This is a genomic window from Nitrospira sp., assembly GCA_030653545.1.
GTDB lineage: Bacteria > Nitrospirota > Nitrospiria > Nitrospirales > Nitrospiraceae > Nitrospira_D.
The window spans coordinates 38,310-62,311 of the sequence record JAURZE010000016.1 but is presented as its reverse complement, the minus strand read 5'-3'; the positions used below and the strand labels follow the sequence as shown (position 1 = coordinate 62,311).

Sequence of the window (24,002 nt, the reverse complement as noted above, 5' to 3'; positions counted from 1 at the left end):
AGCCGAGATCGCCGAGTACATCGAGATGTTCTATAATCGCACCCGCCGACACAGTCATCTGAAGGGGGTCAGTCCGGAGGCGTTTGAAGCCGTGTCAAACCGGGCTTAACGATGTGTCCACAAAAGGCTGGGAAGTCCAAGAAACTTCAAGGTTGGGGAAGGGGGAGCAATTTATCAGCTAGACAAACCGACCATCCATACGGTGATGGGGTAATATGTTTCTGTGCAGAAAAGGAGCAAAGCATGTTGTGGAGTTCAGGCGAAACGTTTGATGGGTGATGCGAGGGGGGCTGTGCGCTAGTGGTGATTCCCCTCTCTTACTCTTCTTCGGGCCATATTCTCCGCCGATGTAAGGGCTTTGCTCATGTCATCTTCGAGGCGCTTTTGAGTCTCTGTTTCAATCCATTGGTGACCCCAAGAGTCTCCAATCCCTCTTCGGTTACACTCGACGATCCATCTTTCTTCTATGGATGAAAGGTATCTTATGTATAGTCGAGCGCGATCGACTCTCAATTTGACTCCAGTAATTTCATCGGGTGCATTTTGAATTTGGGTAGTAAGGTCAGAAATCCTCGTCCAAAATTCTTTTTGAAAAATGTAAGAATCTACTAGGCACATCTCGAAGTAATTGAATGAGCTTCCTAATTCATGGATCAGGTAGCCGGCTAGTCTGTTTGGAATAATTTTAGACTGAGGTGAAAGTGACAATCCGTCCGCCGTACGGACCGTCCGTGAGTCCAGCAAGGTCCTGAGGCAACTCTCAACTAGTCCGCTCGGCACACCAATCACATGCAGTTGGTCAATGATGTCTGAAACGGTTATGCCCTCAAATGTTGCATCTGCAGCTAAGTCAACCAGCCTTGCGAGTAGCTGAAAGCGAAGCAATTGTAGCGTCTCATTGTCGAGCTTTGAGTCATAGATATTCAGGAGAGCAGATTCCTCTTCTCTGTATACGGTTCTTTTGCCGAGCACGGCACCTTTGAAGATTTCATGAGGAGGGAATTTATACTTTCCATCTCTAATGTAAGCACTTAGTGCACGGTCAGCGGTGGTATGACCGCTCGACAAGAACTCCCGTACTAGAGAGAGTCCCCTTCTAATATCCCCACCAGATAACATCTCAATCATGAACCCTGAGTCGGAAGCCAAAACCGATTGGGCAACAATATTGAAAAAAACAGATATGTCAGGGACCTTTAGATGAATGCCAGATTCAAGTGTGAGTTCGGCCTTCCTGCCTGCAAGAACCTGTCTCGCATAGGTAAATCTTCTTGAAAGTACAGGGAGCACACTCGGAGGATCGATGTAAAGAGAGTCAAATTGAAATGCGTCAAAAACAGGAGAACTCCGATGACGGAGGAAGGTTGATTCCCGGAGGGACATTATAATGTTGATGCCCATTCTTTGGGCGGCAGCTTGAGCCTCAGAGAAGATTTCGTTCTGTCTCTCATCGCTATCGATTTGATCAACATTATCGATGACAAGGAATCCAGGTCTAGTGCTAACAGCATGCCGAAGTATCTTTTCAACGTATGGAACCAGGGCTTCTCTATCCTTCATGACAGTGCTGGCAATTTCTTTGTCAAAAGCCGCTTTGTCTGATTTTTTGAGAAGAAATAGTGGGCCGCGTTCTAGGTTGCTAATGGTTTCCGCATAGGCAGGCATAATAGATTTGCCCCAGTCGCCAAGCTCGAATTCTTTCTCTGTTTCTATGATAGATCGGAGTTCCTCATAGAGGAATTGGCGAGGGTTCTGATTCTGAGTCGTTTTTTTGAAGTCAATATATAGCCAGAGAACTTTGCCGTCGATCTGGGAGGCTGCAGAAACTTTTCTTGTATAGTGCAAAAATGTTGTCTTGCCAGATCCGACCGCGCCGAGGACTAATATAAATCTCGGTCTGCCAGGAACATCCTGTGTGATTTTAGTTTCAAGGTAACCTTGGGATTTTCTCGATCGAACGCGCGTTGTTTTATGGCCAAGGTATGTCTTGGCGTCGCTAACAACCATTTGAAGCCGTGAATCGTACTTGAGTCGTTCACTACTTTTGACGTAACAAAGCTTTAAAGCCTCAGGGTCATTCAGCAAGGCTTCATCAGTCAGAGCAGCGTTTACCGCAGGCTCTATGTGTTCGTAGAGTGCATTGCGTCCCAGCCTGAATCCTGGTTCTCTTACTAGAGAAAGAACACGCCTGGCAGAAGCATTTTTCTCGGGGCTAAGAAGCTCGTGCTCCAGATTGCCTTCCGCAACACGTTGTCTTGAGAGTAGTTTCCAAAATTCAACTATTCTGGTTTTGATATCCCCAAGATCCCGAAAAATCCGAGCTTGAGTATTTTCAAATGTAACCTCATCAGTTCTAATGGCTGGGAAAACAATCCAAGCGCTTCCATTTGTTACTACCGCGAATGGGATGTGCTTCATACGGCAGTAATCACGAACTTGACGAATTGCCTCTCCAACTTCCCCTTCTCGGAGAACGCCACCCAGTTTTCCAGATTTTTGATTCGTTGGTAAGGCGAATGTCGCCCCAGCTTTTTCGCTTCGACAATCAGGCTAGTGGTTGCAGTTCGGACAATGTAATCGGCAAAAACAGTCTTCGAGTCTTCGGAGCATCTCTCTTCTACAGTGAGGTCCTCCTCATGCCAGCCGAGCACTTCTTTCAGGACCTTGTCTATAACCTTGAGGCGAGTCTCTGCTTCGTTTGCATCACTTAGTAAAAGTTTTGAATAGCGCAGAAGGAGAGCGTCTAAGGCTGCGTGGCATTGATCGATTGTAAGGACGCTCATGGTTAGAAATTCTGAGGAAAAAATGTGAGAGCAGAATTTTTCATGTCGGGCTAGTGAAAGCCTACGTTTAACTAGAGCAGGTGTCAACCTGCAATCTCAGGGGGCTCCTGTGCTGCGTCTGTCTCATTTGTGAATGTTAGGATGCGCCGCATGAAAGTAGCTGTGAATCTGCTCTGGGTGCTGCTCTCCGTCCTTGGAGCCGTGGCGTTGGCCCACGTGGTCGGCGTCGTCAATCCCCATGAAAAAGTGAACGGGCCTTGGTTCATTGTCTCGGCGGCGCTAGTTGCGGGGCTGCTGCAGATTGCGTGTGAGGAATGGGGATCGTGTAGCCGGGCAAGTTACAGTAAGTAACGGTCGATGCTGAGGGCTCCATGGAAGACACCGAGGATGTCGATCGTTCCCGATGTTTTCATGACGTAGGCGATGCGATAGTGGCCGTGAAGCAGGATGCGGATGTTCCGATCTGGTCGTTGCCAGTAACGGTAGCCTGATTCGGGGAATTCTCGAAGGATCTCAGCTTTTTGGTAGAGCGTTTCGACGGTGCGGGTTGCGGCGGCGGGATTGTCTTGCGCGATGAAATCGTGGATGTCGAGCAGCCATCGCTGGGCTTCGGCTGTCCAGGTCAGCTCCGCCATGTCTTGATGCGGCGTCCCATTTCTTCGTGGCTGATCGTTCTTCCGGCATCAGAGTCGGCCAGCCCTCTCTCGACCATTCGAGCAAAGGCCAATTCTCGCAGGATCTCATCGTACGAACTGTCGTCGGGCTGGTCTTGAAGTATCTTTGCGATTTGTTCTTTGGCGGAAGGCATGGACACCTCTCACTGTGAACGCCTGGGTTGGGAAGCCTCAAGCCGGATGCCTCTTCAGGCGTGTCTTACCTCGTCAGAATAGCGGGAAGGGGCTTGATTTACAAGCAGCCGGCGGGTTGTTAGGATGCGCCGCATGAAAGCGGCTGTGAATTTGCTCTGGGCGCTACTGTCTCTGCTTGGCGCGGTTGCTCTTGCTCACGTTGTCGGTGTCATCAATCCCCATGAAAAGGTGAACGGGCTCTGGCTGGTTGTGGCGGCGGCATGTATCTATGTGCTGGCCTATCGCTTTTATGGCCGCTGGTTGGCCAGGCAGGTCCTTGAGTTGAACAATCAACGCATCACGCCTGCCGTGCGGATGAACGACGGGGTGAATTTTCATCCCACTAACAAAGTCGTCCTCTTCGGCCACCACTTCGCAGCGATTGCCGGGGCGGGGCCGTTGCTGGGGCCGGTGCTTGCGGCGCAGTTCGGGTTTCTCCCCGGGTTTCTCTGGCTGGTGATCGGCGCGGTGCTGGCGGGAGCGGTGCAGGATTTCATCATCCTCGTGGCCTCGATGCGGCGCAACGGGCGCTCGCTCCCGGAGATCGCGCACGATGAACTCGGTTCCATCACCGGGACGGCGACGGCGGTGGCGGTGCTCTTTATCGTTGTCGTGGCGCTGGCGGGGCTGGGTTTCGCGGTGGTGAACGCGCTCTATCACAATGCCTGGGGCACGTTCACAATTGCAATGACGATTCCCATCGGTTTCATCATGGGCTTTTATCTCCAGAAGTTTCGCCCCGGCGCAGTCGCGGAAGTATCGGTGATCGGCGTGGCGCTGTTGATTGCGGCGGTGTTGTTCGGGCGTGTGGTCGGCCAGTCGTCGGTTGCGGCGTGGTTTGAGTTTGAACGGCCGACGCTGGTCTGGCTCTTGGGCGGCTATGGTTTTCTCGCCTCGGTGCTGCCCGGCTGGATGCTATTGGTGCCGCGCGGCTATCTCTCAACGTTCATGAAACTCGGGGTGGTGTTCCTGCTCGGCTTCGGCGTGGTGCTCATGGCGCCGACGATTGAGATGCCGCGTGTGACGGCCTTCGCTGCCGGCGGCGGGCCGATTATTCCCGGCACGCTCTTCCCGTTTCTCTTCATTACGATTGCCTGCGGGGCGGTGTCGGGCTTTCACGCGCTGGTGTCGTCCGGCACGACGCCGAAGATGATCGAGCAGGAGTCGCAGGCGGTGGTGGGCTATGCGGCGATGCTGTTGGAGAGTTTCGTCGGCGTGATGGCGTTGATTGCGGCGTCGGTGCTGATTCCCGGCGATTATCTGGCGATCAATACGACGTTAAGCGCTGAGACCCTCTCGGCGATGGGGTTCGGTCCGTCGCGTATTGCGGAGCTGTCGCAGCTGGTTGAGGTGGATGTGGCCGGCCGGCCCGGCGGAGCGGTGTCGCTTGCGGTGGGCATGGCGTCGATCTTTGCGGCGCTGCCCGGCATGGCGGGATTGATGGCCTATTGGTATCAGTTTGCCCTGGTGTTCGAAGCGCTGTTCATTCTGACGACGATCGATACGGGGACGCGCGTGGCGCGCTACCTGATTCAGGAAATGGCGGGGCGGGTCTATGCGCCGTTTCGCCGGATGAACTGGTGGCCCGGGGTGCTGCTGAGCAGCGCGTTCGTGGTCGGGTCCTGGTCCTATTTGATCGGCACAGGAAGTATCTCGACGATCTGGCCGATGTTCGGCGCAGCGAATCAGCTGCTGGGGACGCTGGCGCTCTGCATCGGGACGACGGTATTGATCAAGATGTGGAAATCGTCCTATCTCTGGGTGACAGCGGTGCCGATGGTGTTTGTCGGCGTGGTGACGCTGGCCGGGTCCTATGAGATGTTCGGGATGTTTATAAAGAAGGCCGCGACGCTGGCGGCGGGGCAGGCGTTCGCGTTGTATCTCGACGCTGCGCTGGTCGCCGTGGTGGCCGTTCTGGGATTGATCGTCTTGAGCGACAGCCTGCGACAGTGGTATGGCTATGTGATCTTGAAGAAGCCGTTCACGAGTAGTGAAGTCATCGTTATGGCCGGTGGCGGATCGGTAGGACGGGTGCAGACGGCAATTACTGATGGTGAAAAGGATAAATGTTTCCGGCTGCCGCACGGTGGCGGATGCTGTTAGGGGCAGCCTGGGCAAGCTCCCTTGCTCGCGCACCCCGCACGCAAGATCGATCGAAACATGAAATTATGGGCGGTGCTCGGTGCATGCGCGCAGTGGGAGCTTACCCAGGCTGCCCCGTCTATTTAAGGTAGAAGAAGGAGGGGATTGTGGCGGATCAATTTTCGTTTGATGTGGTCTCTGAAGTGAACATGCAGGAGTTGCGGAACGTGGTCGATCAGGCGACGAAGGAAGTGAAGCAGCGGTTCGATTTCAAGGATTCCAAGACGGAAATCACGCTGAAGGAGAAAGAGAAGGAACTCGTTATTCTGTCGGATGACGACTACAAGCTGAATGCGGTGATCGACATTATCAAGACGAAGTGCACGAAGCGCGGCGTGTCGCTGAAGGCATTCGATTACGGCGCCATCGAGCCGGCGCTCAGCGGGACGGTGCGGCAGACGGCCAAGATTCAAAGCGGGATCGCGACCGAGAAGGCGAAGGAAATTACGAAGGCGGTCAAGGACTCGAAGTTGAAAGTGCAGGCCCAGATTCAAGGCGAGCAGGTGCGGGTGCTCAGCAAGAGCAAGGACGATTTGCAGGCGACGATGACATTTTTGAAAGGCAAGGACTTTGGGATCGATCTGCAGTTTACGAATTATCGATAAGGAGATGGCGATCGCCTCCGTCTCATGAAGCGCCTGCTCTCTTTGCTCCTGCTCCTCGGTTCTCTCATCGGCTGCAATCGCAGCGATCCCATTGTCGTGCTGCAGCTTCATCCTAAGAATCCTGACATCATCTACGTTGCAACGAATGACTACATCTACAAGAGCCGCGACGCCGGGCAGACCTGGACGAACCTGTCGAAGGGGATGAGCCACTCTCGCGTGATCGCGATGGCGATCGATCCGGCCTATCCTGCGACGGTGTATGCGGGGACGAAAGGCGATGCGGTCTTCAAGAGCCACGATGGCGGGCAGCGATGGGTACCGATGCGCTCCGGGCTGGATGACGCTACGATTACGTCGGTGGTGAACCAGTTCGTCTTCGATCCGGTCGACGATCAGCATATTTTCATCGCCACTACGATGGGTGTGTTTGAGACTAAGAACGGCGGCGAGAGCTGGTCAAAGAAGATGGAGGGGATGAAAGAAGTCCTGATGGTGGTGACGTTAGGTATGGATCCAACGCGTCCAGCCATTCTCTACGCGGGGACAAGCGGGGGTGTGTACAAATCGATCGATCAAGCGGGGCATTGGGAAAAAGTGAATAATGGGTTGGTGCCGGCGGACATGGTGAAGACGTCGCGGGCGCTGAATGTGACGTCGGTGCTGGTCGATCCCTACGAGCCGGACACCATCTATGCGGCAACGCTCGCGGGGCTCTATAAATCAACTGATGCGGCTGCTTCGTGGAAACGAATCGGGGAATCGCTGGCGGATCAGATGATCATTGCAATGGTGCTCGATCGAACACGCAAAGGCGCGATCTATATTACAGGGCGTGATGGTGTGCATCGAAGTGAGGATGGTGGCGCGACATGGAGCGCAATCAACAACGGACTTGCCACAACTAACATCAGGACGATCGCCCAGAGTCCGTCAGATTCAAAGCTGTTTTATGCGGGGACGAATGGGAGCGGCTTGTATCGGAGTAAGGACGCGGGAGAAACGTGGGAGTCGATGCCGCCGCTCTATGCCGGGAATGAGATGCGTCCGTGATTGAGTGAGTGGGAAGGTCAGCGAGTAGTGCTGCGATTCTGCAGGCTCGATCCGACTGAGGACCCGCTGAGTGATGAACCGATAGATGTGTCGGTCAAGCTCGACCCAATTGTAGATTGTCCCAGGCTCGATCCGACGGTTGTGTCGCCGATGCTCGATCCTACCGTGGACTGCTGTAGGCTCGATCCGACCGCAGATTGCTCTGAATTCAAACGAGACTCTCCGATATCCGCTCCTGCGCGGCCTGTCGCGCCGATGTCAAAGCCGGTCGGTCCGCTGGCGCCGATATTCGCTCCGCTTCGAGGAGTTGCGCCGATGTCCGCTCCTTGCGATCCTCCTGCCCCGATGTCTGCGCCGGATTTCGGCGTTTTCCCGATGCTCGTACCTACTGATGAGCTGGATCCGATGCCGGTTCCAGTTTTAGGTCCGGCCGGCAGGGAGCGGGCCTGGAAGTCCTTCTGAATGGAATCTTCCATTTCTTGAATTCGGCGCGACTCCTTGGCCGCTGATTCGTAGTCGAGCTGGCCGAGTTGGTTTCGTGCATTTCCGATCGTCTCCAGTTTGGCGTGCAATCGCTTGAGATCTGCGCGCGCCTTGGCGACGGGCGGAAGCAGTTCCGCGATGGTCCACCCCCTGAGTTTCATGTGTTCACTGAAGAGGCCTGATTGGGCCATGCTCAGCAATTCATTGACGTCGTTGCCAAGTTCTTCGACTGATTGGAGTTCCGCTAAATCGGTCCGGCAGCACTCAAGAAACTGATTGTACTTCTGTAGGAAGATGGTGACTTCCTGTTGCAGGTTCTCGATCTTCAGCTGACGCGCCGATTCTTGAGGCGGGCGGGTGTCCGATGCCGGCGGATCTTTCTTCTCTGTCAATGGAACGCAGCCAGCGGTGTCTTTTGAGGCTCTTAACTGCTGATCGGCAGAGCTGTGTTCGCAAAATTCAAGAAGCGGCGCCGCGTCGGCAGAAGGAGCCGAAGCAAGGGGACCTGCGAGAAAAAGCAGTGTAAGGGTGCTGGTTAGGAAGTTGTTGCGGGTGGTAAGGGTCATAAGAGGATTTTCACCTCAAGATCCGACAAAGTCAACGAATCTGCGCCATTAGAATGCTCCATCCCCTGAGCCATTGTGTGTTCGTGTAAGAACGTGGTTTGCGAATCTACAGTAAGAAATCTCTTGGATCAGGGGGCGAGGCGCTTTGGGCCTCGGAAATATGAAGATACCGGGGGTGTGACAGCCTTGATGAGTACCCTCCAAAGTGACCGTCCTCTCTGAAAAATAGAGCGAATTTCCGCAAGCACTCTCGATCATCTAAGTCCATGAATTTGCTATTGACAAGGAGTTCAACGGGAGTATACTCGGCCCCCAAGTGGGGGAAAGTGGATACAAGTGGTGAGTCTGAAATATCGAAAAGGTCAAGGCATGCTCCTGTTTTTCCTGATGAAGTAACGGCTTGGCTTGTTACGGACCGTGCGAAGACTTTTTTTGACGGTACGGTGGGATATGGTGGGCATAGTGAGCGGCTTCTTGAAAAGGCTGGAGATGATGCCGTTCTCATCGGAGTCGATCGAGATGAAGAGGCGCTCGCATATTCCCGATCTCGACTTGCCGGGTTTGCTGGTCGCGCGCAGTTACTCAAGGGGGATTTTGTTGACATGAAGCAGTTACTGCGAACTGTCGGCGTCCCAGCGGTTGACGGAGTTCTTTTCGATCTCGGAGTTTCTTCGCCTCAGCTCGACGATCCGAATCGAGGGTTCAGCTTTCAAGGAGACGGGCCCCTCGATATGCGCATGGATCAATCGGCGGGTACGACAGCTGGAGAGTTAGTGAACTCGTTGCCCGAGTCTGAATTGGCGGATCTCATTTTTCAGTATGGCGAGGAGCGATTCTCCCGGCGTATTGCGCGTGCGATTGTTCGCGCGCGTGAACGGAACGCGCTGGCGTCGACGCAAGAGCTGACGACAGTCATTAAGGAATCCGTTCCTGCTGCGTATCGGCACGGGCGCATCCACTGTGCGACGAGAACGTTTCAAGCGCTTCGTATCGCGGTCAATCGCGAGCTGGATGTGCTTGAGCCGGCCATCCGCGATGCGGTCGATATGTTGAGGCCCGGCGGCCGTATCGCCGTCATCTCGTTTCATTCGCTAGAAGATCGGATCGTGAAGCATACGTTTCGTGCCTTGGCGGAGCGGCCTCACCCGCAAGTGGCGGTGTTAACAAAGAGGCCGCAAGTTCCTTCCGAAGCGGAATGCCAGGCGAATCCGCGCGCGCGAAGCGCCAAGTTGCGGGTCGCTGAGCGCCTGTCAAAGGAGTATGCCCAATGAAAATGCTGGCAGTGACGGCCGGGCTGTGCCTCGTGTTCGTCTTTGTGTGGGAGCGGGTGGATATGGTGCGCCTGGGCTACCAGGTTGAACGGCTGAAGCACGAGAAGGTGGTGTTGGAGCGCGAGCGTGATGAATTGAAGGTGAAATTCTCAGCGCTGAGTTCGCCCGACCGGATTGCAAAAGTCGCCACGGAAAAATTCGGGATGAGCTTACCTCAGCCTGGCCAAGTTGTGATGGTTCAATTTAAGGCGAAGGACTCGCCTGCATCCGCGGTGGAACTGCGGATTGCCAGGAACGATGTGTTGAACGGGAGGCGATAGTGACTGGTGCGCCGTCACGGGCCCGACGCTATGTATTGCTGCTGGTGATGCTCTGCGGATTTGCGGTGGTGCTGTTTCGGTTGGTGAGCCTGCAGGTATTGCAGGCTGCTGAGCTCACGGCCAAAGCTGACCGGCAACATCAGAAGACTGTGTCCTTGGAGGGGGCTCGAGGGACCGTTGTGGATCGTCATGGCAAGGTGCTCGCCATGAATATGGAAGTGCCCTCCGTGTTCGGCATCCCCACTGCGCTTGAAAGTCCCGCTAAAACAGCCCGGTCTCTCTCGCCGGTGCTGCATGTTCGAACCGATGAATTGGAAAAGAAGCTGCGGCAGGATCGCAGTTTTGTGTGGCTGGCTAGGAAGCTGGATCCCGAGCAGGGGCACCGTCTCGAGCATATGCCGATGGAGGGAATTGGGCTGGTGATGGAAGGCCGGCGATTCTATCCCAAGGGGCCGCTGCTGGCACATGTGTTGGGATTCGCCGGGATGGACGGGGAGGGGCTTGAGGGAATTGAGCGGCGGTATGAGTCGCAGCTCCATGGCGAGAAGCGAGTCGTGATTCTGCAACGAGACGCCATGGGCCGGACGGTGTTCCCGAAAGGCCAGGCCGAGCAAGTCCCCGCCGCCGGGCATAGTTTGGTCATTACGGTCGACGAAGTCATTCAGTACATCGCTGAGAAGGAAGTGGAAGAGGCAGTCACGAAGGCGCATGCCAAATCGGGTACCGTCATTGTGCTCGACCCTCAGACCGGCGCCGTGCTCGCGCTGGCGATCAGTCCGCGGTTTGATCCGAATGCCGTGGCTTCCCTGACCGCGGATCGCTGGAGAAATCGGGCGTTGACGGATACCTACGAGCCCGGTTCGACGATGAAAGCCCTTGTGGCGGCTGCGGCGCTTGAAGAGAAAGTGATGAAGCCGAGCACGATGCTCTACGGCGAAAATGGGCGGATGACGATTGCGAATACGGTCATCCATGACCACGAAAAGCTTGGCTGGATGACGTTTGCGCAGGTGATTCAGAAGTCGAGCAATATCGGTGCGGCAAAAACCGGGATGGCGCTGGGGGATCAGCGTCTCTACCGGTATCTACAGGCGTTCGGATTCGGGCAGAAAACGGAGATCGATCTCCCTGGAGAAGTCGGCGGTATGGTCAAGCATCCCAGAGAGTGGGGGCGCCGGTCATTGGCGTCCATTTCTATGGGACAGGAAATCGGAGTCACGCCGATTCAAATGGTATCCGCCGTGGCGGCCTTGGCGAACGGCGGGGTCTTGATGAAGCCCTATGTCGTGTCTGAAGTCCGCGATGCGCAGGGGAAACCCCTTCGGCAGATACTTCCGCAAGTGAAGCGCCGGGTGGTGTCTCCTGAAACAGCCCGGACTGTGACGTCGATTCTTGAGGGTGTTGTAACGGATGGGACCGGCGCCAAGGCCGCGATTCCGGGGTTCAGAGTGGCCGGGAAGACGGGTACGGCGCAGAAGATCGATCCGCGTACCGGCGCCTATTCGTCGACATTGTTTGTCGGATCTTTTGTCGGATTTGTTCCTGCGGACAATCCCCGATTGGCGATGATCGTGGTGATCGATGAACCGCAGGGGGAGTCCTGGGGCGGCGCCGTGGCCGCGCCCGTCTTTCGACGAGTAGGCGAACAGGTGTTGAACTATCTCGGAGTTTCGTCGGACGAACCGGTCAAGCTGGCGATGGCGTCAAACCGTCGGTAGGTCGAATAACAGGATGATGACGTTCGAAGAATTAGCGCAGTCACTCCGCGGGCAGGTCGATGTCCTCGATCAGGCAGGGGACGTTCGTGTACCACTGACCGCGATCACGGATGATTCCAGAGCCGTGCAGGCGGGAAGTCTGTTTGTTGCCGTAAAGGGCGAGCAGGTCGATGGTCACCGGTATATCTCTTCCGCTCTCACGAACGGAGCGGGGGCCGTGGTTATCCAAGAGACGATTCCAGGGATTGACCGCCCGTACCTTCGGGTGGCCGATTCGCGGAAGGCGCTGGGGCATTTGGGCAGCCGGTTCTATGGAGATCCGTCCGGACGGCTGCGGATGATCGGCATCACCGGAACGAATGGGAAAACGACGACATCGTACGTTTGCAAGTCATTGTTGGAAGCGATTGGTGGACGGGTCGGTTTAATTGGAACGGTCGCCTATCAAATCGGGAGCGAACTTATTCCGGCGTCCCACACCACGCCGGGTGCGTTGGAGCTACAGCAGCTCTTGAAGCGGATGGTAGAGGGCGGATGCTCTGCGGCGGTGATGGAAGTGTCGTCGCATGCGCTGGCGCAGGATCGAGTGAGCGGGTGTGAGTACGACGTGGCCGTGTTTTCGAACCTGACCCAGGATCACCTCGATTTCCATCAGACGATGGAGAACTATTTTCAGGCCAAGCTCCGGCTCTTTACGGGACTGACCGGAACCAAGAAGCCGAACAAGCGGGCCATCGTCAACGGTGATGATTCCAGCGGCGCCCGCATCGCGTCCTTATGCGCGGTTCCGGTGTGGACGTACGGCATCAAGGGAAAGGCCGATCTCCGAGCAGAACAGGTGCAGCTCTCGCTGAACGGCACCACATTTAGGGCGGCGACGCCCGCAGGAAATTTTCCGGTCGAAAGTCACCTGGTCGGGGAGCACAACGTCTACAACATGCTCGCCGCTATCGGCGTGGCGTTGCACGAGGGGGCCACGATCGACCAAGTGCGGCAGGCCGTCACCCGCGTCACCAATGTGCCTGGACGGTTCGAGCGGGTTATGGCCGGACAGTCGTTCACCGTTGTGGTGGATTATGCCCATACGGAAGACGCGCTGGTTCGGTTGCTGACGGCAGCGCAGGCACTGAAGGCAGGCCGGATCATCACGGTTTTTGGATGCGGGGGAGATCGCGATCGCGGGAAGCGACCCAAGATGGGGCGCGCTGCCGTCCAGCAGAGCGACGTGGTCATTCTCACCTCGGACAACCCGCGCACGGAAAATCCCTTGTCGATTCTCGATGAAGTGGAAGTCGGTGTGCGGGAGGCGCTGCAACAGCGATCGCATGTGCAATATCAGAAAGTGGCTGATCGGCGCGAAGCGATCGCGACAGCCATGCGGGCGGCTCAACCCGGCGACATGGTCCTCATCGCGGGGAAGGGGCACGAAGATTATCAGATTATCGGGACCAAGAAATTTCACTTCGATGATCGCGAAGTCGCTCGTGATGCGATCCGTGAGTTAACACATTGTGCCTGATTCGAATGGGGCTCTGTCACAGATTGGGATGCCCATGCCGCTCTTAACCGGCGAAGAACTTCGAGAAGTGATCAGCGTAAAAATGCTTTCGGGCGATGCGTCCCGTTGGGCGAAACAGCGCATTCGACGGCTCAGCCTCGATTCGCGGGCGATCCGCGCCGGCGATCTCTTCATCGCCATTCGCGGCGACAAATTCGACGGACATGACTATGTGGCGAAGGCTCTGTCCCGCGGGGCGGTCGGTGCCATCGTGCATGACAACTATGCGGTGCCCTCCGCGCTCCTGAAGGCCGGCTTAAAGTCGTCTTCCCCCTTCATTTTGGGCGTGCGGGATCCGTTGTTTGCCTATCAGCAGCTGGCGACGCATCACCGAAGCCGGTTCGACATTCCGCTGGTGGCGGTGACGGGCAGCAACGGGAAGACCACCACGAAGGAAATGGTTGCGAGTGTGATGGGACAGCGCTGGCGTGTCTTGAAGACCGAAAGTAATTTCAATAACCGGATCGGAGTTCCTCACACGCTCTTGAGATTGACGGGCCGGCATGAAGCGGCTGTCATCGAAATGGGTGTCGATAACCTCGGGCAGACGACGCGCCTGTGTGAAATCGCCCGCCCGACCATCGGCATTATCACGAATATCGGGCCTGATCACCTGGAGTTTTTCGGCAGTATGGAAGGATCGGCGCAGGCGAAGGCGGAGTTGCTCGATCTGCTTCCTCCGGACGGAACAGCCATTCTGAACGCCGATGATCCGTATTTCGACTACCTGGCGGCGCGGGCTCAGTGTCGTGTGGTGTCGTTCGGCTATTCGCCGAAAGCCGATGTGCAGGCATTGCACGAAAAGTCGGACGGACGGGATGGGACGATTTTCCGGTTGCTCCTGCCGGGGAAGGTCCGGCACACCATCGTGCGAATCAAGGTGCAGGGCTCTCACAATGTGACCAATGCCTTGGCTGCCGCGGCTGTTGGAACGGTGCTCGGCGTATCCGGCGCCGTCATTGCGCAGGGGCTCTCCCGATTCCGTCCTGCCGCGATGCGGTCGCAGGTTGTCGTGAGCCACGGGATCCGCGTGATCAACGATTGCTATAACGCCAATCCCGCGTCGATGAAGGCGGCGGTGCAACTGCTGGCTCAGTCCGGCGCCGGACGGAGGACCATTGCGGTATTGGGCGATATGCTGGAACTCGGCGCGGGCGCGATGCGGATGCACGAAGAGGTCGGGGCATTTGTGGCGCAGCAGGGCATCTCGCAGTTGATCGCCTGCGGGACGTTGGGGCGCGGCCTGGCGGAAGGCGCGCGTCGGGCCGGGATGGAGCCGACGAACATTCTCGAACTGCCCGATGCAACCGCCGCCGCAGCGGAGGTCAAAGCCATGGCAGTCTCCGGTGATGTGGTGTTGGTCAAGGCGTCGCGCGGCATGAAGATGGAGCAGGTGGTCGGCGCGCTGCAAGGCATGAAGCGGGTCTCGAAGAAGGCATCGTAACTATTCAGGGGCAGAAACGGACTCGGCGCTGCAAGCCCCCGGCGTCGGTATGACGGTCGTCTTATGCTGTATAACTGGCTGTATCCACTCCACACCGAATTCTCGTTCCTGAACGTTTTTCGCTATCAAAGCTTCCGCATCATTTATGCGGCGGTCACGGCGTTTCTCATCGCGTTTATTCTGGCCCCGTGGCTCATCCGCAAGCTGCAAGAAATCAAGTTGGGCCAGCAGATCCGCGACGACGGGCCCAAGAGTCATCTGGTGAAGAGCGGGACCCCCACGATGGGCGGGATCCTCATTCTCTTTGCGGTGGTCCTCTCTACGCTGCTGTGGGCTGACATTACGAAACCGTATGTGTGGCTGGTCCTCGCGGCGATGGTGGGGTTCGGCGCGATCGGGTTCGCCGACGACTACCTCAAATTCATCAAGCGGCAATCGAAGGGACTGTCGGCGTCGCAGAAGTTTGCCGCGCAAGTCGCGATCGCTTCGGCGATTGCGCTCACGCTGTACTTTCTTCCCGGGTATACGACGAAGCTGAGTGTGCCGTTCTTCAAGAACTTCACCCCGGATCTGGGCTGGTTCTACATCGTCTTCGCCGTGCTCGTCATCGTGGGAAGTTCCAATGCCGTGAATCTGACCGACGGCCTCGACGGCCTCGCCATCGGCCCCGTGATGATTACCGCTCTGGCGTATACGATTGTGGCCTACGTTGCCGGGCACCGATTGATGTCGGACTACCTGCTGATTCCCCACATCGAAAACGCCGGTGAAATTGCCGTGTTTACGGCGGCTATTTTGGGGTCGAGTCTCGGGTTCCTCTGGTTCAACACCTATCCCGCTTCTGTGTTCATGGGCGATGTGGGGTCGCTTCCGCTCGGCGCCGCCCTCGGCACGGTCGCCGTCATCAGCAAGCATGAATTGTTGCTGCTGCTGGTCGGCGGCGTGTTCGTGATCGAAGCGGTGTCGGTCATTTTCCAAGTCGTGTCGTTTAAGTCGCGCGGGAAACGGATCTTCTTGATGGCCCCGATTCATCATCATTTTGAGATGAAGGGGTGGGAAGAACCGAAAGTCGTGGTCCGGCTTTGGATCATCGCCATCCTGTTGGCCTTATTGAGCCTCAGCACGTTGAAGTTGCGATAACGAGCGAGAGCGAGATGGTGAGCGAAGACGTCATGCAATTGAAGGGGACCAAAGTCACGGTGGTCGGATTGGCCCGCAGCGGCGTGGCCGCTGCGCGGCTCCTCCTGGCCCTCGGGGCCCACGTCACTGTTGCCGACCGAAAAGAGCGCAGCGAACTGGGTGCGATTCTGGCGCAGTTGGATGCCTCTCGCGTGGGCATTACGGTCGGTAGCGGGTATGAAGCGGCGCTGGAGTCGACCGAACTCGTGGTCATCAGTCCCGGGGTGCCCTATCGCATGGAGGCGCTGGAACGCGTGCGGCGACGAGGCGTGAAAGTGATCAGCGAATTGGAATTGGCGTCGCGGTTTGTGTCAGTCCCGATGCTGGCTCTCACCGGGACGAACGGCAAGAGCACGACCGTGACACTGATCGGCAAGATGTTGCAGGACAGCGGAAAGCGAGTCTTTGTCGGGGGCAATCTTGGCACGGCATTGAGCGAAGCGGCGATCCAAACGGTCCTGGCATCGCAGCAAGGGCTGCCCAGTCCGTTCGATGTGCTCGTGGTCGAAGTCTCCAGCTTTCAGTTGGAAACGGTTGAGCAATTTCACCCTTGGATTGCGGCGTTACTCAACATCACCGTGGATCACCAAGACCGCTATGCGTCGATCGACGAATATGTCGCCGCCAAGCGGCGCATTTTCGAGTGCCAGAAGCCGACCGACTATGCGCTCTTCAATCTGGACGACCCGCGAGTCGCGGCGCTTCGCCACAGCGTCAAAGCCCGTGTGCTGGGATTCACCAGGCAATCGGCGCTGCCGACGGATGTCACCGGCGGCACGTATCTGGAGGGTGATCGACTTGTCACGACAGTGACGGGTGTGCGGCAGGAGATCTGTCGACGGCAGGAAATCAAGATTATCGGCGATCACAACGTGGAGAACGCGATGGTGGCCGCCACCTATGCGCTGCTGAGCGGCGGCTCGCTTGAATCGGTCCGGCGAGTGTTGCAGGCCTTCCCGGGCCTGGAGCATGCCTTAGAAATTGTGCGGGATCGTCGCGGGGTCCGGTTCGTCAACGATTCCAAGGGTACGAACGTCGATGCCACGCTCAAAGCGATTGAAAGCATCGATCAACCCATTTGGCTGATTGCCGGAGGCCGCGACAAGGGCGGGGATTTTTCCCGACTCGCGCCGGCCATTCGTCAACGGGTAAAGGGGCTGATCTTGATCGGAGAGGCGGCGCCGTTGATCGCCCAGGCCATGGCCGGATTCCCTGCAATCAGCCGGGCGGCGTCATTGAAAGAGGCGGTGCAGGCGGCGGCCGACAGCGCCACCTCCGGCGGGGTCGTCCTGTTTTCGCCGGCCTGTGCCAGTTTCGACATGTTTGCGGATTATCAGGATCGGGGCCGGCAGTTTAAGGCCCTCGTGCAATCCTTGCCGGCCTAAGGGCGGCGAGTCAGAGGAGATTTGACGCTGAACGATGTCACAGAGAGCTGCAGGGACCCTGGCATTGCCGTGGCCGACCACGAGCCCCCGCGCCGCGAAGAAGCGGGTGCCGATGGACCACACGCTATTGATCGTCACGATGGTGCTGGCCTTGGTCGGCCTGGTGATGGTGTTCAGTGCGAGCGCGGTGGTGGCGGGGAATCGGTTCCACGACTCCGGCTACTTCCTCAAGCGGCAGCTGGCGTGGCTGACATTCGGATTTGTGCTGCTCCACGTCGCGTCGCGGGTCGACTATGTCTGGTGGAAGCGTCTGTCGGTGCCGTTGCTGGGTTTGATGGCGTTGTTGCTGGTGATGGTCTTAGTCCCATCGCTCGGAGTCGCGGCCAAAGGCGCGAGGCGCTGGTTGCGTCTCGGCCCCATTTCGATTCAGCCGGCCGAGATGGTCAAGCTCGTAGCGGTGATTTATCTGGCGGCCTATCTGACCAAGAAGGAAGACCTGATCACAAGCTTCTCCTCTGGCCTGCTGCCCGTGCTCTTCGTGATTGGCCTGTTGAGCGGTCTGGTGCTGTTGGAGCCGGATCTCGGGACCGTGGTCGTGATCGGTCTCGTGACGATCGGACTGCTGTTTCTCGGCGGCGCGCAAGTGAAGCATCTGTTGGGGCTGGGACTGTGCGCGGTGCCGGTCGTTTTGGTGCTCGTCCTCGGCTCGAGTTACCGGCGGCAGCGGCTCCTGACGTTTCTGGCACCCTGGAAGGACGCGTCGAACGCCGGGTTTCAGATCACCCAGTCGTTTCTCGCCTTTGGCAGCGGCGGTCCCTTTGGAGTGGGGCTGGGCGAGGGGAAACAGAAGCTGTTCTTTCTCCCCGAAGCGCATACGGACTTTGTGTTGGCCCTGGTCGGGGAAGAGTTGGGATTAGTGGGAACGGGCGCGATCATTCTGCTCTTTGCGTTGTTTGTCGTGCGAGGCTTTCAGATTGCCGCCAGAGCGCGGATGCCGTTCGGGCGTTATTTGGGCATCGGCATCACGCTGTTGATCGGTGGGCAGGCGCTGGTGAATGCGGCTGTAGCGACGGGGATGCTGCCGACCAAAGGATTGACCTTGCCCTTCGTGAGCTACGGCGGATCGTCCCTGGTCATCAGTCTGCTGGCGGTCGGGATCTTGTTGAATATCTCGAGGGATCGCCAAGCAGGGCCTCAGGAAAGTGCCGGGCGGGGCGGGCGCGGCAGGTCTGGTCACGGATGACGATCCTCATCGCCGCAGGAGGGACGGGCGGGCACTTGTATCCGGCGGTGGCGCTGGCCCGGGAGTTTCAGCGGCGCGATCCATCGACCACGATCGTCTTTGTCGGCACGGCGAAAGGGATTGAAACCAAAGTGTTGGCGCATGAAGGGCTTCCACTCGAACTCATTACGGCGAAGCCGGTGATGGGGAGAGGATTGGGAGAAGCCTTGCGGGGATTGCTGTCCGTGCCGATCGGACTCTGGCAGTCGATGCGGCTGATCTCCCGGTACCGGGCGGATCTCGTCATCGGCGTGGGCGGCTACACCAGCCCGACGATGTTAGTGGCGGCGGCGTTGAAAGGGATTGCCCGGGTCATTCTGGAGCCGAATGCCTATCCGGGCATGGCCAATATTGCGGTGGGCCCCTGTGCCCAGCGTGTGTTCTTGGGGTTTGAATCCGCTGCCGAGAAATTTGCGAAAGACAAAGTTCGCGTGTTCGGTTCACCGATTCGGCGATCATTTCTGGATGCGATCACGACATCCACTTCAGTCACAGCAGGCCGGCAGCGGTTGTTGATTTTTGGCGGCAGTCAGGGGGCGAAGGCGATCAACAGCGCAGTCATCGATGGGCTGGCGACATTGGCGCAGACGCTTCCGCGGCTCTCCATTACGCACCAGACCGGAGAGGCTGACCATGCGAGGGTCGTTGAGGCCTACCGGCAGGCAGGTGTTGAGGCCGAGGTCGTCCCGTTTCTCTATGACATGCCCACCGTGTTGCGCGCGGCGGATCTGGTGGTGGCGCGTGCCGGGGCCATGACGATTGCAGAGGTGACGGCTTGCGGGAAGCCGGCGATTCTGATCCCGCTGCCGACGGCCATTGACGATCACCAGATGAAGAATGCGCGGGCGATGGAGGCGGCGGGGGGCGCGATGGTGCTGCCGCAGCCGGAGTTGACGGGGGCACAGTTAGCCGGTTCCATCGCCGGGCTGCTGCAGCAACCGGAACGCCTCCGCACGATGCAGGCGAAGAGTCGGGCTATGAGTCGAATCGATGCGGCCGAGAGGATCGTCCACGAATGCTATGCGCTCATGGGGGTGAATCATGACGTCCACCGGACTGTTGGAGCGACGGGAGTCTAATGCGGCAGCAACGCGAGAGCAGGCACAGCGACCATCAACAGGATCACCAGGATTGAGGCGAACGGCCATGTTTCGAAAAACACAGCATATTCATCTAGTGGGAATCGGCGGGTCAGGGATGAGCGGGATCGCAGAGGTCTTGCTGACGATGGGATACAAAGTCAGCGGGTCGGATCTGCAAGCCTCGGAAACCACCAGGCGGCTGGAAGAACTCGGAGGCAAGATCGCGATCGGCCATCACGAAGCCAATATCGGAGAGGCGCAGGTGGTGGTGATTTCCTCCGCTGTGGCGGCAACCAATCCGGAAGTACTGGCGGCCAAGGCCAAACAAGTGCCGGTGATTCCACGGGCTGAAATGCTGGCCGAGCTGATGCGGTTGAAATTCGGCGTCGCGATTGCCGGGGCGCATGGCAAGACGACGACGACATCGATGGTCGCGAACGTGCTGGCGTCCGGCGGATTGGATCCGACGATGGTGATCGGCGGCAAGGTGAATGCCCTCGGCAGCCACGCGCGGCTCGGTCGCGGCGAGTTGCTGGTGGCGGAAGCCGATGAGAGCGACGGTTCGTTCCTACGATTGTCCCCGACGGTCGTGGCGGTGACCAATCTGGATCGCGAGCACCTCGATCACTACGGGTCGATGGAAAAGATTTACGACAGCTTTCTGGAGTTCATCAACAAGATTCCCTTCTATGGATTGGCGGTGCTGTGCTCAGACGATGAGCGGCTGCACGCGCTGTTTCCCCGCATTGTGAAGCGCTATCACACCTATGGACTACAAGAACGTCCCGGGGTGGTGCCGGATTTCAAGGCGACGGATATCGTGCTGAAGCAATGGGGCGCCGAGTTTCGTGCGCATTTCCGCGGGAAAAACCTTGGTCCTTTCCGGCTGGCCGTCCCCGGCATGCATAACGTCTCCAACGCGCTGGTGGCGATTGCGATCGGGATCGAGCTGGAGGTGCCGGTCGACTTGATCCGCAAGGGGCTGGCGGCGTTTACCGGCGTGGAGCGGCGGTTTCATCTGCGTGGGGAAGCCAACGGCATCATGGTGGTGGATGACTATGGTCACCATCCCACCGAAGTCAAGGCTACGTTGGCAGCGGCGAAACAGGGATGGGATCGGCGGCTGGTGGTGCTGTTCCAACCCCATCGGTATAGCCGGACGCGCGATCTAATCACTGAGTTCACGCATGCCTTCGATCAAGCCGATTTGCTGTTCATGACGGACATCTATGCGGCTGGGGAAGCGCCGATTCCGGGTGTGTCGGGCGCCGTGCTGGCTGACAGCATCAAGGCCGCCGGCCACCAGGGCGTCACCTTCGTCGAGAAGAAGGAAACGTTGCCCGATCAGGTACTGCCGCATTTGCAGCCGGGCGATCTGGTCGTGACGTTAGGTGCCGGTGATATCTGGAAAGCCGGGACCGGATTGCTCGCACGATTGGCTCCCAATACGTAGGCAATGGCTCGGCAAGGACGGACAGATGCACAGACCGGTCGTCGGACAAGCAGTCAGCGTCGATTGGAAGCCGCGGTCGAGGGTATTCGGGGGGCGGTGTCGTTCAATGCCCCGCTCAAGGACTACACGTCGTTCCGTATCGGGGGGCCGGCTGATGTCCTGGTCGAACCGGCTGATGTCGATGATGTGGCCCGTCTGGTCCGTCAAACCAAGGCGCAGAAGCTTCCGTTGTTTGTCGTGGGCGGGACGAATCTTCTCATTCGAGACAAGGGGATCAGAGGCGTGGTCGTTCATCTCGGCAAGCTCCGAACGATTAGAGAAGAAGCGGGAGCGGTCCTGTATGCCGAAGGAGGCGTGGGGATGCCGACGCTGATCGGGTACGCCATCCGGCATTCGCTGGCGGGGCTGGAATGGGCCGCCGGTATCCCCGGCACGGTGGCCGGGTGTGTCGTCATGAATGCCGGAACCAGGCTGGGCGAAATGAAAGACTCGGTCAAGGCCGTACGGCTCGTGAATCGCAAGGGCGAGGTTGTCGATATCCCGGCATCGGAGATTCCCTTTGCCTATCGCCGGGCCGCGTTGCCGGTCGGCATTGTCGTGGCCGTGTGGGTGCAGTTGAAGGCGGGTGTACGGGCGGAAGTCGAAAAGGTCGTGAAAGACTATCTGCACTATCGGCGCGATACGCAGCCGCTGGCGCTGCCGAGTGCCGGCTGTGTGTTCAAGAATCCTCCCAAGGACTCGGCCGGGCGGGTCATCGACTTGGCCGGGCTCAAAGGCGCCCAGGTCGGCGATGCGCAGGTATCGGAGAAGCATGCGAACTTCATCGTGAATCAGGGGCAGGCCAGCGCCAAGGATGTATTGACGCTGATTCGGAAGGTCCGAGCGGCGGTGGCGCGGAGGACCGGCGTGAAGTTGGAGTTGGAACTCAAGGTCGTGGGACAGGCCTAGGACAGGAGCGTGATGGCAGACCGACGTGTGCTGACAGATAAGCGGATCGGAGTCTTGATGGGCGGACAATCGTCCGAGCGAGAAGTCTCGCTGCGTACCGGGCAGGCGGTCCACCAGTCGCTTCTCCGCCGGGGCTATCACGCCATTGCGGTCGATGTGGGCCCGAATCTGTTTCGTGACGTGACGGAGAACAAGATCGAGCTGGCGTTCCTGTCTCTGCATGGCCCGGGCGGCGAGGATGGAACGATTCAGGGATTTCTAGAGACGCTCGGAATTCCCTACACGGGGTCCGGCGTGCAGGCGAGCGCGATGGGTATGCACAAAGTCACCACGAAAACGCTGGCGGTGTCGGCAAAAGTGCCGGTTCCGGCCGGGACGCAGATACGGCGCGGTGAACAGCCGTCGCTGGCCATGGTACTGAAGGCGACGAAGCTGAAATTGCCGGTGGTGGTGAAGCCGGCCTCGCAGGGATCCACGATCGGCGTGTCGATTGTCCGGAAGCCCGCGCAATGGAAAGAGGCGCTCGCCCTGGCCCATCGCTACGATCCGGATGCCATGGTCGAGGCCTACATTCCTGGACATGAAACGACGGTCTCTATCTTAGGCGGGGCGTCCGGTGTGCTGACGGTCCTGCCTGTGGTGGAAATTGTGGCGCCCGAAGGGTTCTACGATTTTTCGGCGAAGTATCAAAAGGGCAAGACGCAATACCTCTGTCCAGCTCCCCTTCCCGCAAAGCTCACCAAGCAGATTACTGAGTTGGCGAGGCGAACATACGAGGCGTTGGGTTGCGAAGGGGCGGCCCGGGTGGATTTCAGAATCACGCCTCGCGGGAAGCCCTACATGTTGGAGATCAACACGGTGCCGGGCATGACGGAGACCAGCCTGTTGCCGATGGCGGCGGGCCAAGCCGGAATCGATTACGACAGTTTGGTCGAACGAATTTTGCAATCGGCGTTGGACCGTGCCGAACGAATGGCGCTCGCCGAAAAAGGATTGTCAGCATGAAGCGTTGGACGATCGCTCGACGCGCCGCGCAACGTCAGGCCGGACCGCGGCTGAATCAGTGGAAAGGCACTCGTTCGAGCCAGGTGGAGGCCAAAGATCGCGTGGTGCGTCGCGCGCAGGTGGCGGCGAAAGGCCGGCAGCTTATCCGATGGAGCGCAATCGGTATCGGAGTGGTTCTTGCCGTGTGGGGCTTGGTCGTCGGGGTCCAGCGCTCCGGCCCGGTGCTTCAGCGCCTCCTTGAAATCAAGGCGGTCACCGTTGAAGGGGTGCATCAGATCGGGAAGCAGGAGTTGGTGGATCGGTTGGCACTCAAGCCCGGAACCCCGCTCCACCACATCGTGACGACGGCCATGAAGGAACGGGTGGAGTCTCATCCATGGGTGAAGGAAGCGGTGGTGACCCGGGTGCCATTTCACGAACTGCGCATTTCTGTGGTGGAGCGCAAACCGGCTGCCATCGTGCACGCCGGTTCGGAGAATTTCTTGAGTGACGAAGATGGACATGTGTTGGCGCGATTGGGACAGGGCGACAACGCGATGTTTCCGATGGTGACGGGTCTGGATTCACGGGAACTGTTGCGCGGCGATGCGGATGTGCGCCACGCGGTGAAGTCCGGAGTCGAACTGGCCAGATTAGTCGGCCAGAGCATCGACGGGCGTTTGCAGGTGAACGCCGCGAATCCTGCCAACCTGGTGGCCTCCGTTCGGGGGGTCCAATTTCAATTCGGTGACGATGCGGTGAGCGATCAATGGGAGCGATTTCAACGGATCAAGCCTTCGCTGAAGACGGTGATGTTTGACGGCCACGGGCGGGGCGGGAATGAAATCGATCTACGATACGAGAATCGTGTGATTGTGCGAGAGAGGGGGTGATCGCG

General features: G+C 58.0%; 23 protein-coding genes. 18 read left to right on the top strand and 5 right to left on the bottom strand.

The genetic code is table 11. The features are described 5' to 3' along the window. On the top strand, positions 1-109 hold a 109-nt coding region (locus Q7U39_06405; GenBank protein ID MDO9117569.1), incomplete at its 5' end, for an IS3 family transposase. 188 nt (positions 110-297) lie between these two features. Here Q7U39_06405 and Q7U39_06400 read toward each other — a convergent pair. Both Q7U39_06400 and Q7U39_06395 read right to left on the bottom strand, forming a co-directional pair. Next, a complete protein-coding gene (locus tag Q7U39_06400; GenBank protein ID MDO9117568.1) occupies positions 298-2,418 on the bottom strand; it encodes an AAA family ATPase in 2,121 nt (706 codons plus the stop codon). Further along, complete coding sequence (locus Q7U39_06395; protein ID MDO9117567.1) at positions 2,415-2,783, bottom strand: hypothetical protein; 369 nt, start codon at positions 2,781-2,783, stop codon at positions 2,415-2,417. The genes Q7U39_06400 and Q7U39_06395 overlap by 4 nt, the downstream gene beginning before the upstream one ends. Before the next feature lie 150 nt (positions 2,784-2,933). Here Q7U39_06395 and Q7U39_06390 point away from each other — a divergent pair, with 150 nt between their 5' ends. Further along, positions 2,934-3,134: a hypothetical protein gene (locus tag Q7U39_06390; protein MDO9117566.1), complete on the top strand. Its 201-nt coding sequence runs from the start codon at positions 2,934-2,936 to the stop codon at positions 3,132-3,134. Here Q7U39_06390 and Q7U39_06385 read toward each other — a convergent pair. Then, positions 3,122-3,418: a type II toxin-antitoxin system RelE/ParE family toxin gene (locus tag Q7U39_06385; protein ID MDO9117565.1), complete on the bottom strand. Its 297-nt coding sequence runs from the start codon at positions 3,416-3,418 to the stop codon at positions 3,122-3,124. The genes Q7U39_06390 and Q7U39_06385 overlap by 13 nt on opposite strands. Then, positions 3,406-3,591: a hypothetical protein gene (locus Q7U39_06380; protein ID MDO9117564.1), complete on the bottom strand. Its 186-nt coding sequence runs from the start codon at positions 3,589-3,591 to the stop codon at positions 3,406-3,408. Before Q7U39_06380 ends, Q7U39_06385 begins: the two co-directional genes overlap by 13 nt. Before the next feature lie 133 nt (positions 3,592-3,724). On the opposite strand from Q7U39_06380, the gene Q7U39_06375 reads away from it, so the two are divergent. The 3 genes from Q7U39_06375 (at position 3,725) to Q7U39_06365 (ending at position 7,431) form a co-directional block, all read left to right on the top strand. After that, a complete protein-coding gene (locus Q7U39_06375; GenBank protein MDO9117563.1) occupies positions 3,725-5,734 on the top strand; it encodes a carbon starvation CstA family protein in 2,010 nt (669 codons plus the stop codon). Positions 5,735-5,880: 146 nt separating this feature from the next. Next, positions 5,881-6,378: a YajQ family cyclic di-GMP-binding protein gene (locus Q7U39_06370; GenBank protein ID MDO9117562.1), complete on the top strand. Its 498-nt coding sequence runs from the start codon at positions 5,881-5,883 to the stop codon at positions 6,376-6,378. 24 nt (positions 6,379-6,402) lie between these two features. Further along, positions 6,403-7,431, top strand: a complete 1,029-nt coding sequence (locus tag Q7U39_06365) for a hypothetical protein (GenBank protein ID MDO9117561.1) — start codon at positions 6,403-6,405, stop codon at positions 7,429-7,431. Between the two features lie 17 nt (positions 7,432-7,448). Here the strand turns inward: Q7U39_06365 and Q7U39_06360 are convergent, their stop codons facing one another. Beyond that, positions 7,449-8,480: a hypothetical protein gene (locus Q7U39_06360; protein MDO9117560.1), complete on the bottom strand. Its 1,032-nt coding sequence runs from the start codon at positions 8,478-8,480 to the stop codon at positions 7,449-7,451. Positions 8,481-8,746: 266 nt separating this feature from the next. On the opposite strand from Q7U39_06360, the gene rsmH reads away from it, so the two are divergent. From rsmH to Q7U39_06295, 13 genes are all read left to right on the top strand, one after another. After that, entirely contained in the window at positions 8,747-9,751 is a 1,005-nt protein-coding gene (rsmH, locus tag Q7U39_06355) for a 16S rRNA (cytosine(1402)-N(4))-methyltransferase RsmH (protein ID MDO9117559.1), read from the top strand. Further along, positions 9,748-10,071 carry a cell division protein FtsL gene (gene ftsL / locus Q7U39_06350; protein MDO9117558.1) on the top strand — a complete coding sequence of 108 codons (324 nt, stop codon included), beginning with the start codon at positions 9,748-9,750 and terminating at the stop codon, positions 10,069-10,071. The genes rsmH and ftsL overlap by 4 nt, the downstream gene beginning before the upstream one ends. Beyond that, a complete protein-coding gene (locus Q7U39_06345; protein MDO9117557.1) occupies positions 10,071-11,789 on the top strand; it encodes a penicillin-binding protein 2 in 1,719 nt (572 codons plus the stop codon). Before ftsL ends, Q7U39_06345 begins: the two co-directional genes overlap by 1 nt. A 13-nt stretch (positions 11,790-11,802) precedes the next feature. Continuing rightward, on the top strand, positions 11,803-13,308 hold the full coding sequence (locus Q7U39_06340; protein MDO9117556.1) for a UDP-N-acetylmuramoyl-L-alanyl-D-glutamate--2,6-diaminopimelate ligase: 1,506 nt from the start codon (positions 11,803-11,805) through the stop codon (positions 13,306-13,308). Between the two features lie 34 nt (positions 13,309-13,342). Next, on the top strand, positions 13,343-14,791 hold the full coding sequence (gene murF / locus Q7U39_06335; GenBank protein MDO9117555.1) for a UDP-N-acetylmuramoyl-tripeptide--D-alanyl-D-alanine ligase: 1,449 nt from the start codon (positions 13,343-13,345) through the stop codon (positions 14,789-14,791). A 63-nt stretch (positions 14,792-14,854) separates the two neighbouring features. Further along, positions 14,855-15,931: a phospho-N-acetylmuramoyl-pentapeptide-transferase gene (mraY, locus tag Q7U39_06330; protein MDO9117554.1), complete on the top strand. Its 1,077-nt coding sequence runs from the start codon at positions 14,855-14,857 to the stop codon at positions 15,929-15,931. A gap of 14 nt (positions 15,932-15,945) precedes the next feature. Beyond that, the gene (gene murD / locus Q7U39_06325) at positions 15,946-17,355 is read left to right on the top strand and encodes a UDP-N-acetylmuramoyl-L-alanine--D-glutamate ligase (protein ID MDO9117553.1); all 1,410 of its coding nucleotides are present in this window, start codon (positions 15,946-15,948) and stop codon (positions 17,353-17,355) included. A 34-nt stretch (positions 17,356-17,389) separates the two neighbouring features. Then, positions 17,390-18,598, top strand: a complete 1,209-nt coding sequence (gene ftsW, locus Q7U39_06320) for a putative lipid II flippase FtsW (GenBank protein ID MDO9117552.1) — start codon at positions 17,390-17,392, stop codon at positions 18,596-18,598. Beyond that, positions 18,595-19,716, top strand: a complete 1,122-nt coding sequence (murG, locus tag Q7U39_06315) for an undecaprenyldiphospho-muramoylpentapeptide beta-N-acetylglucosaminyltransferase (protein MDO9117551.1) — start codon at positions 18,595-18,597, stop codon at positions 19,714-19,716. The genes ftsW and murG overlap by 4 nt, the downstream gene beginning before the upstream one ends. A gap of 67 nt (positions 19,717-19,783) precedes the next feature. Continuing rightward, positions 19,784-21,172 (top strand): UDP-N-acetylmuramate--L-alanine ligase, encoded by a 1,389-nt coding sequence (murC, locus tag Q7U39_06310; GenBank protein MDO9117550.1) that lies wholly within the window; start codon positions 19,784-19,786, stop codon positions 21,170-21,172. Positions 21,173-21,175: 3 nt separating this feature from the next. Next, entirely contained in the window at positions 21,176-22,120 is a 945-nt protein-coding gene (gene murB / locus Q7U39_06305) for a UDP-N-acetylmuramate dehydrogenase (protein MDO9117549.1), read from the top strand. Between the two features lie 12 nt (positions 22,121-22,132). After that, a complete protein-coding gene (locus tag Q7U39_06300; protein ID MDO9117548.1) occupies positions 22,133-23,125 on the top strand; it encodes a D-alanine--D-alanine ligase in 993 nt (330 codons plus the stop codon). After that, the gene (locus Q7U39_06295) at positions 23,122-23,997 is read left to right on the top strand and encodes an FtsQ-type POTRA domain-containing protein (protein MDO9117547.1); all 876 of its coding nucleotides are present in this window, start codon (positions 23,122-23,124) and stop codon (positions 23,995-23,997) included. The genes Q7U39_06300 and Q7U39_06295 overlap by 4 nt, the downstream gene beginning before the upstream one ends. The last annotated feature ends 5 nt before the right edge of the window (positions 23,998-24,002 follow it).

What these genes read in the sequence shown, in the direction of transcription:
- Q7U39_06400 (MDO9117568.1), bottom strand. Translation starts at nt 2,418, where the DNA reads ATGAAGCACATCCCATTCGCGGTAGTAACAAATGGAAGCGCTTGGATT.
- Q7U39_06395 (MDO9117567.1), bottom strand. Translation starts at nt 2,783, where the DNA reads ATGAGCGTCCTTACAATCGATCAATGCCACGCAGCCTTAGACGCTCTC.
- Q7U39_06390 (MDO9117566.1), top strand. Translation starts at nt 2,934, where the DNA reads ATGAAAGTAGCTGTGAATCTGCTCTGGGTGCTGCTCTCCGTCCTTGGA.
- Q7U39_06385 (MDO9117565.1), bottom strand. Translation starts at nt 3,418, where the DNA reads ATGGCGGAGCTGACCTGGACAGCCGAAGCCCAGCGATGGCTGCTCGAC.
- Q7U39_06380 (MDO9117564.1), bottom strand. Translation starts at nt 3,591, where the DNA reads ATGCCTTCCGCCAAAGAACAAATCGCAAAGATACTTCAAGACCAGCCC.
- Q7U39_06375 (MDO9117563.1), top strand. Translation starts at nt 3,725, where the DNA reads ATGAAAGCGGCTGTGAATTTGCTCTGGGCGCTACTGTCTCTGCTTGGC.
- Q7U39_06365 (MDO9117561.1), top strand. Translation starts at nt 6,403, where the DNA reads ATGAAGCGCCTGCTCTCTTTGCTCCTGCTCCTCGGTTCTCTCATCGGC.
- Q7U39_06360 (MDO9117560.1), bottom strand. Translation starts at nt 8,480, where the DNA reads ATGACCCTTACCACCCGCAACAACTTCCTAACCAGCACCCTTACACTG.
- rsmH (MDO9117559.1), top strand. Translation starts at nt 8,747, where the DNA reads ATGAATTTGCTATTGACAAGGAGTTCAACGGGAGTATACTCGGCCCCC.
- ftsL (MDO9117558.1), top strand. Translation starts at nt 9,748, where the DNA reads ATGAAAATGCTGGCAGTGACGGCCGGGCTGTGCCTCGTGTTCGTCTTT.
- Q7U39_06340 (MDO9117556.1), top strand. Translation starts at nt 11,803, where the DNA reads ATGATGACGTTCGAAGAATTAGCGCAGTCACTCCGCGGGCAGGTCGAT.
- murF (MDO9117555.1), top strand. Translation starts at nt 13,343, where the DNA reads ATGCCGCTCTTAACCGGCGAAGAACTTCGAGAAGTGATCAGCGTAAAA.
- mraY (MDO9117554.1), top strand. Translation starts at nt 14,855, where the DNA reads ATGCTGTATAACTGGCTGTATCCACTCCACACCGAATTCTCGTTCCTG.
- murD (MDO9117553.1), top strand. Translation starts at nt 15,946, where the DNA reads ATGGTGAGCGAAGACGTCATGCAATTGAAGGGGACCAAAGTCACGGTG.
- ftsW (MDO9117552.1), top strand. Translation starts at nt 17,390, where the DNA reads ATGTCACAGAGAGCTGCAGGGACCCTGGCATTGCCGTGGCCGACCACG.
- murG (MDO9117551.1), top strand. Translation starts at nt 18,595, where the DNA reads ATGACGATCCTCATCGCCGCAGGAGGGACGGGCGGGCACTTGTATCCG.
- murC (MDO9117550.1), top strand. Translation starts at nt 19,784, where the DNA reads ATGTTTCGAAAAACACAGCATATTCATCTAGTGGGAATCGGCGGGTCA.
- murB (MDO9117549.1), top strand. Translation starts at nt 21,176, where the DNA reads ATGGCTCGGCAAGGACGGACAGATGCACAGACCGGTCGTCGGACAAGC.
- Q7U39_06300 (MDO9117548.1), top strand. Translation starts at nt 22,133, where the DNA reads ATGGCAGACCGACGTGTGCTGACAGATAAGCGGATCGGAGTCTTGATG.
- Q7U39_06295 (MDO9117547.1), top strand. Translation starts at nt 23,122, where the DNA reads ATGAAGCGTTGGACGATCGCTCGACGCGCCGCGCAACGTCAGGCCGGA.